The sequence below is a fragment of the Yoonia maritima genome, assembly GCF_002933395.1.
Taxonomy (GTDB): domain Bacteria; phylum Pseudomonadota; class Alphaproteobacteria; order Rhodobacterales; family Rhodobacteraceae; genus Yoonia; species Yoonia maritima_A.
Genome location: NZ_PKFN01000010.1, coordinates 103,945 through 117,009, shown reverse-complemented (window position 1 = coordinate 117,009; position 13,065 = coordinate 103,945). Strand labels below are relative to the sequence as shown.

General features: G+C 52.2%; 15 protein-coding genes. 14 read left to right on the top strand and 1 reads right to left on the bottom strand.

Going from position 1 to position 13,065, the window contains the following annotated elements; genetic code table 11:
- Positions 1-25: 25 nt before the first annotated feature.
- The 9 genes from CYQ09_RS13860 to CYQ09_RS13820 all read left to right on the top strand — a co-directional run bounded on the left by CYQ09_RS13860 (position 26) and on the right by CYQ09_RS13820 (position 7,838).
- A complete protein-coding gene (locus CYQ09_RS13860) occupies positions 26-925 on the top strand; it encodes a DMT family transporter (RefSeq protein WP_106745995.1) in 900 nt (299 codons plus the stop codon).
- A gap of 265 nt (positions 926-1,190) precedes the next feature.
- Positions 1,191-1,562 (top strand): 30S ribosomal protein S12, encoded by a 372-nt coding sequence (gene rpsL / locus CYQ09_RS13855; RefSeq protein WP_093990610.1) that lies wholly within the window; start codon positions 1,191-1,193, stop codon positions 1,560-1,562.
- A 12-nt stretch (positions 1,563-1,574) separates the two neighbouring features.
- Positions 1,575-2,045, top strand: coding sequence for a 30S ribosomal protein S7 (gene rpsG, locus CYQ09_RS13850; RefSeq protein WP_106745994.1), 471 nt, complete (start codon positions 1,575-1,577; stop codon positions 2,043-2,045).
- A 15-nt stretch (positions 2,046-2,060) separates the two neighbouring features.
- Positions 2,061-4,178: an elongation factor G gene (gene fusA, locus CYQ09_RS13845; RefSeq protein WP_106745993.1), complete on the top strand. Its 2,118-nt coding sequence runs from the start codon at positions 2,061-2,063 to the stop codon at positions 4,176-4,178.
- A 69-nt stretch (positions 4,179-4,247) separates the two neighbouring features.
- Positions 4,248-5,423, top strand: coding sequence for an elongation factor Tu (tuf, locus tag CYQ09_RS13840; RefSeq protein ID WP_106358362.1), 1,176 nt, complete (start codon positions 4,248-4,250; stop codon positions 5,421-5,423).
- Positions 5,424-5,873: 450 nt separating this feature from the next.
- The gene (rpsJ, locus tag CYQ09_RS13835) at positions 5,874-6,185 is read left to right on the top strand and encodes a 30S ribosomal protein S10 (protein WP_106746178.1); all 312 of its coding nucleotides are present in this window, start codon (positions 5,874-5,876) and stop codon (positions 6,183-6,185) included.
- Positions 6,186-6,197: 12 nt separating this feature from the next.
- On the top strand, positions 6,198-6,935 hold the full coding sequence (rplC, locus tag CYQ09_RS13830) for a 50S ribosomal protein L3 (protein ID WP_106745992.1): 738 nt from the start codon (positions 6,198-6,200) through the stop codon (positions 6,933-6,935).
- The gene (rplD, locus tag CYQ09_RS13825) at positions 6,925-7,545 is read left to right on the top strand and encodes a 50S ribosomal protein L4 (protein ID WP_106745991.1); all 621 of its coding nucleotides are present in this window, start codon (positions 6,925-6,927) and stop codon (positions 7,543-7,545) included. The genes rplC and rplD overlap by 11 nt, the downstream gene beginning before the upstream one ends.
- Positions 7,542-7,838 carry a 50S ribosomal protein L23 gene (locus tag CYQ09_RS13820; RefSeq protein WP_106358383.1) on the top strand — a complete coding sequence of 99 codons (297 nt, stop codon included), beginning with the start codon at positions 7,542-7,544 and terminating at the stop codon, positions 7,836-7,838. The genes rplD and CYQ09_RS13820 overlap by 4 nt, the downstream gene beginning before the upstream one ends.
- A 148-nt stretch (positions 7,839-7,986) precedes the next feature.
- On the opposite strand, the gene CYQ09_RS13815 is transcribed toward CYQ09_RS13820, so the two are convergent.
- A complete protein-coding gene (locus CYQ09_RS13815) occupies positions 7,987-9,852 on the bottom strand; it encodes an acid phosphatase (RefSeq protein ID WP_106745990.1) in 1,866 nt (621 codons plus the stop codon).
- Between the two features lie 453 nt (positions 9,853-10,305).
- Here CYQ09_RS13815 and rplB point away from each other — a divergent pair, with 453 nt between their 5' ends.
- From rplB to rplP, 5 genes are read left to right on the top strand one after another with little or no spacing between them, the layout of a single operon-like run.
- On the top strand, positions 10,306-11,148 hold the full coding sequence (rplB, locus tag CYQ09_RS13810) for a 50S ribosomal protein L2 (protein WP_106745989.1): 843 nt from the start codon (positions 10,306-10,308) through the stop codon (positions 11,146-11,148).
- Between the two features lie 2 nt (positions 11,149-11,150).
- The gene (gene rpsS, locus CYQ09_RS13805; RefSeq protein WP_008236480.1) at positions 11,151-11,429 is read left to right on the top strand and encodes a 30S ribosomal protein S19; all 279 of its coding nucleotides are present in this window, start codon (positions 11,151-11,153) and stop codon (positions 11,427-11,429) included.
- A gap of 3 nt (positions 11,430-11,432) precedes the next feature.
- Positions 11,433-11,813 carry a 50S ribosomal protein L22 gene (gene rplV / locus CYQ09_RS13800; RefSeq protein WP_106745988.1) on the top strand — a complete coding sequence of 127 codons (381 nt, stop codon included), beginning with the start codon at positions 11,433-11,435 and terminating at the stop codon, positions 11,811-11,813.
- Positions 11,813-12,517, top strand: a complete 705-nt coding sequence (rpsC, locus tag CYQ09_RS13795) for a 30S ribosomal protein S3 (RefSeq protein ID WP_106745987.1) — start codon at positions 11,813-11,815, stop codon at positions 12,515-12,517. The genes rplV and rpsC overlap by 1 nt, the downstream gene beginning before the upstream one ends.
- Before the next feature lie 12 nt (positions 12,518-12,529).
- Positions 12,530-12,943 carry a 50S ribosomal protein L16 gene (gene rplP, locus CYQ09_RS13790; RefSeq protein WP_106745986.1) on the top strand — a complete coding sequence of 138 codons (414 nt, stop codon included), beginning with the start codon at positions 12,530-12,532 and terminating at the stop codon, positions 12,941-12,943.
- Positions 12,944-13,065: the final 122 nt, after the last annotated feature.

Sequence of the window (13,065 nt, the reverse complement as noted above, 5' to 3'; positions counted from 1 at the left end):
CAATTGCACATGCTACTGATTGGTAATGGCTCCAATTTCAGAAAATATTCGCGGCGCGCTTCTTATGATGGGGGGCATGTGCGCTTACACGGTGAATGACGCTTTTATGAAGGCGCTTTCGGACGAAATCCCTCTGTTTGAGGCTGTGCTTTGGCGGGGTGTTGGGGCGATAATCTGTCTGTTGATTATGTGCCGAATGATGGGGCAGCTGCGCTTTGACCTACCGCGCCGCGAGTGGGGGTTGATTACGCTGCGCAGCTTAGGCGAAGTAGGGGGCACTTATTTCTTTCTGACCGCCTTGTTCAACATGCCCATCGCAAATGTGAGCGCAATTTTGCAGTCGCTTCCGTTGACCGTTAGTCTTAGTGCGATGATTTTCTTAAACGAACCACTTGGCTGGCGTCGCATGGCTGCGATTAGCATCGGTTTCGCCGGCGTGCTGTTAATCATTCAGCCGGGTGGGGCGGATTTCAATCTATTCAGTATGTATGCTTTGGCCGCAGTCGCGTGTATCACTTTGCGCGATGTCGTTGTGCGCCGAATGTCACGTGATGTCCCGTCAATCTTTGTCGCGTTGATCGCAGCGGTTGGCGTTACCATGCTTGGTGGCGTTGGGTCACTGTTTACTGAAACCGTTCCCTTTACGACCAAGGCAACGTTGCAATTGTTAGGTGCGACAGGTTTCTTGATCTGCGGCTATATATTTTCGGTCACCGCGATGCGCTGGGGCGAAATCAGCTTTGTCGCGCCGTTCCGCTATACAAGTCTAGTCGTTGCGTTGATCCTTGGGGTTTTGGTGTTTGGGGAATGGCCCAATATGTTAACCATCATCGGTGCAACTATTGTCGTGGCGACGGGCCTATTTACGTTGTACCGCGAAAGCCGCTACCGCGTGCGTCGGGTCCCTGTGCCGTCTGGGCGGTAACGCATTGCCCAGCCTGTTGACAGGCATTCCGACTCCCCCTATACGCCGCTCATCCGGACTAGGGGAATTCCCTCTTTTGTTCCGATATCAAAGTTGAGTGGTCAAGAACCGGACGCCTATTGTCTTGTTCCTCTGTAGCCCAACCGCACCGAACCTCCGGTAAGGGTTCGACTGCGGAATTTTTGTGCTTTTCGAAGACGAAAAGTATTTTTAGAAACCGTCCTCGTAAGAGGGCACACACGTGAATAGATGGGAACATCAAACGATGCCAACGATTCAGCAGCTGATCCGCAAGCCGCGCCAGCCAAAAGTTACACGATCCAAGTCAATGCACTTGGAATCTTGCCCACAAAAACGCGGCGTTTGCACACGCGTTTATACAACGACACCAAAGAAACCAAACTCTGCGATGCGTAAGGTTGCCAAAGTGCGCCTGACAAACGGTTTCGAAGTCATCTCTTACATCCCCGGTGAAAGCCACAACCTTCAGGAACACTCAGTGGTTCTGATCCGCGGCGGCCGTGTAAAAGATTTGCCAGGTGTTCGTTACCACATCCTGCGCGGTGTACTTGATACCCAAGGTGTTAAAGACCGTAAGCAACGTCGTTCTAAGTACGGCGCGAAGCGTCCTAAGTAAGGAAGAGATTAGATGTCACGTCGTCACGCCGCTGAAAAACGCGAAGTTCTGCCAGACGCAAAGTTTGGCGATATCATTCTAACCAAGTTCATGAACAACCTCATGATCGATGGTAAGAAATCTGTTGCTGAACGCATCGTTTACAACGCATTCGATCGCGTTGAAGACAAGCTGAAAAAAGCCCCTGTAGAAGTATTCCACGAGGCGCTTGAAAACATTAAGCCTTCCGTCGAAGTGCGTTCGCGCCGCGTCGGTGGTGCAACATACCAGGTTCCTGTTGAAGTGCGCCCTGAGCGCCGTGAAGCTTTGGCCATCCGTTGGTTGATCAAAGCTGCGAAATCACGCAACGAGAACACAATGGAAGAACGCCTTTCTGGCGAGCTGATCGATGCCGTGAATGGCCGCGGTACAGCCGTTAAAAAGCGTGAAGACACCCACAAAATGGCCGACGCGAACAAAGCGTTCAGCCACTACCGCTGGTAATAGGAAACATCTGATATGGCACGCGAGTATCCTCTCGAACTGTACCGGAACTTTGGTATCATGGCGCATATCGACGCCGGTAAGACCACATGTTCTGAACGGATCCTGTATTACACAGGTAAAGAGCACAACATCGGCGAAGTGCACGACGGCGCTGCAACCATGGACCACATGGAGCAGGAGCAAGAGCGCGGAATTACTATCACGTCTGCTGCGACAACCACATTCTGGGAACGCACAGAAGATGGTGAAACTGCTGATAGCCCAAAGCACCGTTTGAACATCATCGACACCCCTGGCCACGTTGACTTCACAATCGAAGTTGAGCGTTCTTTGGCGGTTCTTGATGGTGCGGTCTGTGTTCTTGACGCTAACGCTGGTGTTGAGCCGCAAACAGAAACTGTTTGGCGCCAAGCTGATCGCTACAAAGTTCCACGTATGGTTTTTGTCAACAAAATGGACAAAATCGGCGCGGACTTCTTTAACTGTGTTGCCATGGTTGAAGACCGCACTGGTGCGCGTGCTGTTCCTATCGCTTTCCCAATTGGCGCAGAAACTGAGCTTGAAGGCTTGGTTGACCTCGTCACTATGGAAGAATGGCTGTGGCAGGGCGAAGACCTTGGCGCGTCATGGATCAAAGCACCTATTCGTGACAGCCTGAAAGACCAAGCTGACGAATGGCGCGGTAAACTGATCGAAGCAGCCGTTGAGCAAGACGACGACGCAATGATGGAATACCTTGAAGGTAACGAGCCTGACGTTCCAACACTGCGCAAGCTGATCCGCAAGGGTACGCTAAGCATGTCATTCGTGCCTGTTCTTGGTGGTTCGGCATTCAAAAACAAAGGTGTTCAGCCTCTGTTGAACGCTGTTGTCGACTACCTACCAAGCCCGCTCGATGTTGTTGACTACATGGGCTTTAAACCCGGTGACGAAGACGAAGTTCGTGACATTGCCCGCCGTGCGGACGATGACATGGCGTTCTCTGCACTTGCGTTTAAAATCTGGAATGACCCATTCGTGGGCTCCCTGACATTTACACGGATCTATTCCGGTAAATTGGAAAAGGGCGACAACTTCCTGAACTCGACCAAAGGCAAAAAAGAGCGCGTTGGCCGCATGATGATCATGCACTCCAACGACCGTGATGAAATCAGCGAAGCATTCTCTGGTGACATTATCGCGCTTGGTGGGCTGAAGGACACGACAACAGGTGATACACTTTGCTCGATCAACGAGCCTGTCGTTCTTGAAACAATGACGTTCCCTGATCCCGTGATCGAGATCGCCGTTGAGCCTAAAACAAAAGGCGACCAAGAGAAGATGGGCCTTGCGCTACAGCGTTTGTCTGCCGAAGATCCATCCTTCCGTGTGGAAACTGACCTCGAATCTGGTCAGACCATCATGAAGGGCATGGGCGAACTTCACCTCGATATCCTTGTTGACCGCATGAAGCGCGAATTCAAAGTTGAGGCGAACATCGGTGCACCGCAAGTTGCTTACCGCGAGACCATTGGTCACGCTGTTGAGCACACTTATACGCACAAGAAACAGTCTGGTGGTTCAGGTCAGTTCGGTGAAGTAAAACTGAACATCATGCCTACAGAGCCTGGTGAAGGTTATTCGTTCGAGTCCAAGATCGTTGGTGGTGCCGTTCCTAAGGAATACATCCCCGGTGTTGAAAAAGGCATCAAGTCCGTCATGGATAGCGGCCCACTCGCTGGCTTCCCTGTGATCGACTTCAAAGTGGAGCTGCTTGACGGTAAATTCCACGATGTTGACTCCAGCATCCTCGCATTCGAAATCGCTGCACGTATGTGTATGCGTGAAGGTATGCGTAAAGCTGGTGCGAAACTGCTCGAGCCGATCATGAAAGTCGAAGTGATTACACCCGAAGAATATACTGGTGGCATCATTGGCGATCTGACATCACGTCGCGGCATGGTTCAGGGTCAAGACACACGCGGTAACGCGATTGCGATTGACTGTTTCGTTCCGCTTGCGAACATGTTTGGCTACATCAACACATTGCGCTCGATGTCTTCGGGCCGTGCGAACTTTACAATGCAGTTCGATCACTACGAACCCGTACCGCAGAACCTGTCGGACGAGATCCAAAAGAAATACGCTTAACCCTTTCGGGTTAGGCGCCCCGGGCCTGTCCCGGGGCATCACATAATTTGAATATCCAAGGAGGCCATCATGGCTAAGGAAAAGTTTGAACGTACAAAACCGCACGTTAACATTGGTACAATTGGCCATGTTGACCACGGTAAGACGACGCTGACTGCGGCGATCACAAAGTATTTTGGTGATTTCCAAGATTACGACCAGATTGACGGCGCGCCCGAAGAAAAAGCCCGTGGTATCACGATCTCTACAGCGCACGTTGAGTATGAGACTGAAACACGTCACTATGCGCACGTTGACTGCCCCGGCCACGCCGACTACGTCAAGAACATGATCACAGGTGCTGCGCAAATGGACGGCGCGATCTTGGTTGTGAACGCGGCTGACGGCCCAATGCCACAAACCCGTGAGCACATCCTGTTGGGCCGCCAAGTTGGCATCCCGTACATGGTTGTTTACATGAACAAAGTTGACCAAGTAGACGACGAAGAGCTGCTTGAGCTGGTTGAAATGGAAATCCGTGAACTGCTGTCCTCTTACGAGTACCCAGGCGACGACATTCCAGTGATCCCAGGTTCAGCCTTGGCTGCGATGGAAGAGCGTGACGAAGAAATCGGCGCGAACTCAATCAAAGCGCTGATGGCTGCTGTTGACGACTACATCCCAACACCTGCACGTGCGGTTGACATGCCGTTCTTGCTGCCAGTTGAGGACGTGTTCTCGATCTCTGGTCGTGGTACAGTTGTGACTGGCCGTGTTGAGCGTGGTGTTGTGAACGTTGGTGACGAGCTGTCCATCGTTGGTATCCGCGAAACACAAAAAACGACCTGTACTGGTGTTGAAATGTTCCGCAAGCTGCTTGATCGCGGTGAAGCAGGCGACAACGTTGGTGTTCTTCTGCGTGGTATCGACCGTGAAGCCGTTGAGCGTGGTCAGGTTCTGTGTAAGCCAGGTTCAGTGAACCCACACACAAAGTTCGAAGCAGAAGCCTATATTCTGACCAAAGAAGAAGGCGGTCGTCACACACCATTCTTCGCGAACTACCGTCCACAGTTCTACTTCCGTACAACTGACGTGACAGGCACTGTTGTTCTTCCAGAGGGCACAGAAATGGTCATGCCGGGCGACAACCTGAAGTTCAACGTTGAGCTGATCGCACCAATCGCGATGGAAGACGGTCTGCGCTTTGCGATCCGCGAAGGCGGCCGCACAGTCGGCGCCGGCGTTGTTTCTAAAATCGTAGAATAATTCCGGAGCGGCTTGCGGCCCTAGGGCCGCAAACGCACCGCGTGGGTGGCAGGGGTTTGCTTGCAAACACCGAGAACCCACTCAGGAGTTACTCAATACACAAAGGCCGCTCCAGAAATGGAGCGGCCTTTTGCTATGTGATATACGCTAACGTTTTATTGCACCAAGTAGATATTTCTGAACGTTGTTGGTACATAAGTGGCGATCTGGCTAATCGAGTTTGTTAGTATCGCAGGCGGGCATATTTAACTTGATACAGATTTAGCGTCTAAATCACGTAGAAAATATTGCGTATAGACTAGACACATCATCCGACTCCCCCTATACGGCTCAAATCCAACAGGGGTGCGCTTTGCGCGCCTTTTTCTGTTGGGGAAAAGACGCGATGAAGGTGTGCGATGAGCGCGGGTCTTCCTCTCCGATCTAGGCCCTAATCTAGGGGTGATGAATATGGCGAACAGCCAAAACATCCGTATCCGCCTGAAGGCGTTTGATTTCCGGGTGCTTGATGCAAGCACGCAGGAAATCGTTAGCACAGCAAAGCGCACTGGCGCATCTGTGCGTGGTCCGATCCCACTTCCAAACAAGATCGAAAAATTCACCGTTCTACGTGGTCCACACGTTGACAAAAAATCCCGTGATCAGTTCGAGATCCGTACGCACAAGCGTCTTCTCGACATCATCGACCCAACACCACAGACAGTGGACGCGCTGATGAAGCTCGACCTGGCTGCTGGCGTTGACGTCCAGATTTCTGTTTAAGGAGGGTCTTAGATGCTCCGTACAGGACTTATCGCAAAGAAAGTCGGCATGACCCGGCTTTTCATGGAAGACGGCAAGCAGATTCCTGTGACCGTTCTTTCTCTCGAAAACCTGCAAGTTGTCGCACAGCGTACAGCTGAAACTAACGGCTACACAGCTGTTCAGTTGGGCGCAGGTACTGCAAAAGCGAAGCGCACAAGCCAAGCGATGCGCGGTCACTTTGCCGCTGCAAAGGTTGAGCCTAAGCGTAAGGTTGCGGAATTCCGCGTTTCTGCAGACAACCTGATCGAAGTCGGCGCTGAGCTGTCTGCTGATCACTACCTCGAAGGCCAGTACGTTGACGTATCTGGTACATCGATCGGTAAAGGTTTTGCTGGTGCGATGAAACGCCACAACTTTGGTGGTTTGCGCGCGACACACGGTGTTTCGATCTCTCACCGTTCACACGGTTCAACTGGTCAGTGTCAGGATCCCGGTAAGGTTTTCAAAGGCAAGAAAATGGCTGGTCACATGGGGGCGGCGAAAGTCACCACTCAGAACCTGCAAGTCGTTAAGACCGATGCCGACCGTGGTATCATCATGGTCAAAGGCGCTGTTCCCGGTTCTAAAGGTGGTTGGGTTACTCTGAAGGACGCTGTCAAAAAGGCTGCTCCTGAAGGTGTTGCGTACCCTGCTGCTTTGCGAACTGCGGCGACTGCGGCTGATCAAACCGAAGCTCCAGTTGAGGGAGGCGAAAACAATGAAGGCTGATGCAATCAAATTGGACGGCAAGGCTGCTGGTTCCGTCGAACTGAACGACGAGATCTTTGGTCTTGAGCCACGCAAGGATATCTTGCACCGTGTTGTTCGCTGGCAGCGCAACAAGGCAATGGCGGGTACACACGACACACTTGGTCGTTCCGAAGTGTCTTACTCGACTAAGAAGATCTATCGCCAAAAAGGTACTGGTGGCGCACGTCACGGTTCCCGTGGTGCTCCGATCTTCCGTTCGGGTGGTATCTACAAGGGTCCGACCCCACGTAGCCACGCCCACGAGTTGACCAAAAAGTTCCGCAAGCTGGGTCTTAAGCACGCTCTGTCCGCGAAAGTGGCAGCAGGCGAGCTGGTCATCATCGACGACATCAACGTCAAAGACACCAAAACTTCTGCGCTGGCCAAACAGGTTGGTGCGTTGGGTTGGAAACGTGCGTTGATCATCGATGGCGCCGAAGTCAGTGCTGACTTCAAAAAGGCAGCTGCTAACATCACAACCTTGAACGTTCTCCCTTCTCAGGGTGCTAACGTTTACGACATCCTGAAGTCTGACACTCTTGTTCTGACTAAAGCAGGTGTTGAAGCACTGGAGGCTCGTTTAGCATGAGCGCGAAAGCAGAACACTACGATGTGATCCGCAAGCCGATCATCACTGAAAAAGCAACAATGGCTTCTGAAGCTAATGCTGTTGTTTTCGAAGTTGCGATCGAAGCAAACAAACCACAGATCAAGCAAGCTGTTGAAGCTCTGTTTGGTGTGAAGGTTAAAGCGGTCAACACAACAATCACTAAGGGTAAAGTGAAGCGCTTCCGCGGTTCGCTCGGCACCCGTAAGGACGTTAAGAAGGCTTACGTTACTCTCGAAGAGGGTAACACCATCGACGTCTCGACTGGCCTGTAAGCCCGTCGGATAGAATTGGGAAAGGCCCTCGGCGATTGCCGGGGGCCTTTTTCGTGTGGTTAGCAGTCAGGCAACCAGATATCTGATTAAAAGCTCTTAGGTCGGCACCCACGGGGGTAAGGGGCGGAAAACCGCCCCTTGTTGTGTTTTAGCTTGCAGTGAAAATAATTGCATTATCGACCATTTCGATGAAGCCATTTGCGCCTTCAATGATAATTTCATCGAATTCACCGTTCAAGGTGTCAGCCTTTAGGATTGTGATTTGTGCGCCGGCTTCGGGTGCTTCATCAAAGCTGTAGTAAAGGTTCCCTGCTTTAACGTTGATTTCGCCAGCATGAGCAAAGTCAGGCACTGAGATGTTGATCATGCCACCTGTCACCAGAACATCACCAGTGCCAAAAGCTGTTGCTGATGCTGCCGTGAGTGTTCCGTTTTCCAGTGTGATCCCACCCATAAAGCTGTTTTCACCGGACAGTCTAAGTTCACCGCTACCACGTTTAGTCAGCATTCCGGGACCAGAGATGTCGTTCCCCCAATCGTCGGCTGCATTAAAGGTCCCTTTGGCAATATCCATATCAACGGTTACATCACCTAAGAATTTGCCATAGCCATCGGCGGCGGCAACCAAGTTCAAACGCCCCCAACCGTTTGACGCATCCAACACGGCCCAACCGCTGTCGATGCCTGTTGTATAAAGTACCGCACGGCGCTGTTCATCGCTAAGATAAGGTAAGCGCGTTTCAAGCAATGCTTCTGCACCCTGTGGTACAATCATGTCTTGGCCAGCTTGGCTTGTGTCCTGCGGCAGACCATAGGTCATGCGGAACTGGTATAGTGCTTTGTTTGTCTCATCATCTGGCCATGCATCGTTCAGGCCAGACTGCGCGAGATCCATTAGGCTCTCACCGTCTTGCAGCTGTTCGCCCATGACGGATTGCATGTTGTCATAAGCTGCGACCTTTAGGTTCGCATAACGGGGATCGTTTAGATATGCGGCCATGACAGCGGTCGACATGATACGCCCACCGATGACATCCAGTGGCGAATGCATCCCAGCTGTAATCCGGCTTTCGCCCAGCTCTGACGCGCGGGTGAGCATTTCTGAATACCGCTGGGGCGCAGCATAGGCATATGTGATCGCCGAAATGTAGCCCGCATTTGTATGACCTGATGGGTAACCGGCATCTTTATGACGGCCACGAATTTCACGGGCGTTCAGCAGGGCAGGGATGACGTTGACATTGGTGTCATAGGCGTTGATTTCCTGACTGCGCACCATATCGGTGCCGATCTCAACCACTTCCCCCGCATCATTCATCCGCCATGGGCGGGGTGAGGAATAGAAATATTTGGACGGTGATGTCGTTCCCTCTGGTCCGCGCATGGCGGACATGAATTCAACGAACGTACCTAGCGGCGCGCTGGTCAGGCCGGGGCCTCGGCCGTGGTCGTCGATCTTACCTTCTAAGACGATGTTCGTGTCCGTATTCAGGTCAATTGTAGATCCAGCGCGGGCATTCGCAACATAGGCGGCCTCAAGTGGGCCAAAGCCGTCGAGCACTGAAACCCCTTTGTGGCGGCGATCGTCCAGATAGGCACGAAGCGCAGCATGCGTGCCAAGGTTGTCGGTCACGTCAACAACGTAGGCTACGTTGGCTGCCCACGTATCGGCGTCGATGATCTGTACCTGAGAATAGTCTTTGTTGCCGGAACCCGTCGCACCACCGGAGTGCCAATCATCCAAGCCGACAGTCCAAATGGCATCGAACCCGGATAGGATCGCGATGATCGGGTTATGTGTACGGTCATATTTGTTGATCTCTGCGCCATCGGCGGTTTGACCTGTCTGGTGGATGTAGTTCTTAACTACGGGCAGCGGATAGGCAACATCCGGAAGGGGGGCAATAAATTCTGCGCCAACAGGCTGCGGGTCTGCCATAGCAGTGGTGGTAAAGAGCGCAGCCATCGTGCTGGTGAGTGTCAGCTTGATGACGCTGGGCTTCTGAGCGGGCATCGTATAGTCCTTTCTAAGATGCACACCGCGGGCGCCAAAATGAAATATAAGGTGCGCGGTGCATTGCGCTCAGCTAGCTCTGTGTTGTGACGTTTTTATTTCAGTTTCTTATAGGTCACATGACAACCAAGGTGTTTTGGTATCTTACTTGACGGCAGGTGTAGCAGTGGTGACTTGGGTTGAAAGTCAAGGCGATCGACATCACGATCACTAAGCATAAAGCAAAGATCCTCCGCGCGCAGTTACAGCATACATTCTCGACTTGATCCCTTATAGGTTGCTGACAAAACAACCTGTTCCTACTTGCCCTCAACGCCATCCGCCGCTATACGCCAGCAATCGCACAGCCTCGGATTCGTCCGGGGCTGCGCTTTTATTACTCAGGGCACCTACGGGGGCCTATAACTTCGGGGTCTGGAAACAGGCCCTCCTAAGCAAACGGAAGAAGCTAACATGGCATTAAAGTCGTATAAGCCGACGACGCCAGGCCAACGTGGGTTGGTGCTGATCGACCGTTCGGAGCTTTGGAAAGGACGTCCAGTCAAGTCCCTTACACAGGGTCTGACAAAATCGGGCGGCCGGAACAACACCGGACGAATCACAATGCGTCGCATTGGTGGGGGTGCAAAGCGCCTTTACCGTATCGTTGATTTCAAACGTAACAAGCTGGACATGTCCGCTGTTGTTGCTCGTATTGAATATGACCCGAACCGGACCGCATTCATTGCGCTGATCCAGTACGAAGACGGTACACAAAACTATATCCTTGCCCCTCAGCGTTTGGCTGTTGGCGACAAGGTGATCGCATCTGCCAAGGCTGACATTAAGCCAGGTAACGCGATGCCTTTCTCAGGCATGCCTATCGGTACGATCGTTCACAACATCGAAATGAAACCCGGTAAGGGCGGTCAAATCGCTCGTGCTGCTGGTACATACGCACAGTTCGTCGGTCGTGACGGTGGCTATGCGCAGATCCGCCTGTCTTCTGGCGAATTGCGTCTGGTACGTCAGGAATGCATGGCAACTGTCGGTGCTGTGTCAAACTCTGACCACTCTAACCAGAACTTCGGTAAAGCCGGCCGTATGCGCCACAAAGGCATCCGTCCTTCGGTTCGTGGTGTTGCGATGAACCCGATCGATCACCCCCACGGTGGTGGTGAAGGCCGGACATCTGGTGGTCGTACGCCTGTGACACCTTGGGGTAAAGACACCAAGGGCAAGCGTACCCGTAACAAAAACAAAGCGTCGCAGCGTCTTATCGTACGTTCGCGTCACGCCAAGAAGAAGGGTCGGTAATTATGGCTCGTTCCGTCTGGAAAGGCCCGTTCGTCGACGCCTATGTCTTGAAAAAGGCAGAAGCATCACGCGAAAGCGGTCGCAACGAAGTGATCAAAATTTGGTCTCGTCGTTCAACTATTCTGCCTCAGTTTGTTGGTCTCACTTTTGGTGTGTACAACGGCAAGAAGCACATCCCTGTTAACGTCTCTGAAGACATGATCGGTCAAAAGTTCGGTGAGTATTCACCAACACGCACCTATTATGGCCACGCAGCTGACAAAAAAGCGAAGCGGAAATAAGCCATGAGCAAGGATACTAATCCCCGCCGCGTGGCCGACAACGAAGCACGTGCAAAACTGCGCATGCTCCGTACTTCGCCACAAAAGCTAAACCTCGTTGCGGCACTGATCCGTGGTAAGAAAGTTGAGCAGGCTCTGACTGATCTGACTTTCTCCAAAAAGCGGATTTCTGATGACGTGAAGAAATGTCTTCAGTCTGCCATCGCGAATGCTGAAAACAACCACAACCTTGATGTTGATGAACTGGTTGTTGCAGAAGCATATTGCGGCAAGAACCTGATCATGAAACGCGGTCGCCCGCGGGCACGTGGTCGTTTCGGCAAGATCATCAAGCCATTCTCGGAAATCACAATTGTGGTTCGCCAAGTTGAGGAGCAATCATAATGGGTAACAAAGTAAACCCTATCGGTATGCGTCTTCAGGTCAACCGCACCTGGGACAGCCGCTGGTACGCTGACACCAAAGATTATGGTGATCTGCTGCTAGAAGATCTAAAGATCAAAGACTTCATCAAAAAAGAATGTGCACAGGCTGGTATTAGCCGCGTGATCATCGAACGTCCGCACAAAAAGTGCCGCGTTACGATCCACGCTGCGCGTCCTGGTGTGATCATTGGTAAGAAAGGTGCAGACATCGAAGGTCTGCGTCAGAAACTTGCTAAACTGACCGCATCAGAACTGCACCTGAACATCGTTGAAGTGCGTAAGCCCGAGCTGGACGCAGCACTTGTTGCTGAATCCATCGGTCAGCAGCTGGAACGCCGTGTATCTTTCCGTCGCGCCATGAAGCGTTCGGTTCAGAATGCGATGCGCATGGGCGCCCTGGGTATCCGGGTCAACCTTGCTGGTCGTCTGGGCGGTGCTGAAATCGCGCGTACTGAATGGTACCGCGAAGGTCGTGTGCCTTTGCACACACTGCGTGCCGACATCGACTATGCATTGTTCGAAGCTATGACACCTTATGGGATCATCGGCATCAAGGTATTCATCTACAAAGGTGATATCATGGAGCACGACCCGTCAGCGCACGATCGTAAACACGCCGAGCTGCAAGAGGGTTCCATCCCTCGCGGCGCTGGCCGTCGCTAAGGAGCTAGATAAATGCTACAACCAAAGCGTACAAAACACCGGAAACTGCACAAAGGCCGTATCCGTGGTGAAGCAAAGGGCGGTTCTGATCTGAACTTTGGTACATATGGCCTGAAGGCTATTGAACCAGAGCGGATCACAGCGCGTCAGATCGAAGCTGCACGCCGTGCAATGACGCGTCACATGAAGCGTCAAGGCCGCGTTTGGATCCGTATCTTTCCTGACACCCCTGTTACATCTAAGCCCGTCGAAGTTCGTATGGGTAAAGGTAAAGGTTCTATCGATTTTTGGGCATGCAAGGTTAAACCTGGCCGCGTGATGTTCGAAATCGACGGCGTCAACGAAGACATCGCACGCGAAGCACTGCGCCTTGCTGCGATGAAGCTGCCGATCAAAACACGTACAATCGTTCGTGAAGACTGGTAAGCCGTAGGGAGTAACATCCCGACGTCTAAGAAATTGAAACCCCCGTTGAGAAATCAGCGGGGGTTTTATCGTGAGTACAGTCTAAGTGGCGATCAGTGTGCGTCGATCGCGCCCGTTTTCCC

What these genes read in the sequence shown, in the direction of transcription:
- CYQ09_RS13860 (WP_106745995.1), top strand. Translation starts at nt 26, where the DNA reads ATGGCTCCAATTTCAGAAAATATTCGCGGCGCGCTTCTTATGATGGGG.
- rpsL (WP_093990610.1), top strand. Translation starts at nt 1,191, where the DNA reads ATGCCAACGATTCAGCAGCTGATCCGCAAGCCGCGCCAGCCAAAAGTT.
- rpsG (WP_106745994.1), top strand. Translation starts at nt 1,575, where the DNA reads ATGTCACGTCGTCACGCCGCTGAAAAACGCGAAGTTCTGCCAGACGCA.
- fusA (WP_106745993.1), top strand. Translation starts at nt 2,061, where the DNA reads ATGGCACGCGAGTATCCTCTCGAACTGTACCGGAACTTTGGTATCATG.
- tuf (WP_106358362.1), top strand. Translation starts at nt 4,248, where the DNA reads ATGGCTAAGGAAAAGTTTGAACGTACAAAACCGCACGTTAACATTGGT.
- rpsJ (WP_106746178.1), top strand. Translation starts at nt 5,874, where the DNA reads ATGGCGAACAGCCAAAACATCCGTATCCGCCTGAAGGCGTTTGATTTC.
- rplC (WP_106745992.1), top strand. Translation starts at nt 6,198, where the DNA reads ATGCTCCGTACAGGACTTATCGCAAAGAAAGTCGGCATGACCCGGCTT.
- rplD (WP_106745991.1), top strand. Translation starts at nt 6,925, where the DNA reads ATGAAGGCTGATGCAATCAAATTGGACGGCAAGGCTGCTGGTTCCGTC.
- CYQ09_RS13820 (WP_106358383.1), top strand. Translation starts at nt 7,542, where the DNA reads ATGAGCGCGAAAGCAGAACACTACGATGTGATCCGCAAGCCGATCATC.
- CYQ09_RS13815 (WP_106745990.1), bottom strand. Translation starts at nt 9,852, where the DNA reads ATGCCCGCTCAGAAGCCCAGCGTCATCAAGCTGACACTCACCAGCACG.
- rplB (WP_106745989.1), top strand. Translation starts at nt 10,306, where the DNA reads ATGGCATTAAAGTCGTATAAGCCGACGACGCCAGGCCAACGTGGGTTG.
- rpsS (WP_008236480.1), top strand. Translation starts at nt 11,151, where the DNA reads ATGGCTCGTTCCGTCTGGAAAGGCCCGTTCGTCGACGCCTATGTCTTG.
- rplV (WP_106745988.1), top strand. Translation starts at nt 11,433, where the DNA reads ATGAGCAAGGATACTAATCCCCGCCGCGTGGCCGACAACGAAGCACGT.
- rpsC (WP_106745987.1), top strand. Translation starts at nt 11,813, where the DNA reads ATGGGTAACAAAGTAAACCCTATCGGTATGCGTCTTCAGGTCAACCGC.
- rplP (WP_106745986.1), top strand. Translation starts at nt 12,530, where the DNA reads ATGCTACAACCAAAGCGTACAAAACACCGGAAACTGCACAAAGGCCGT.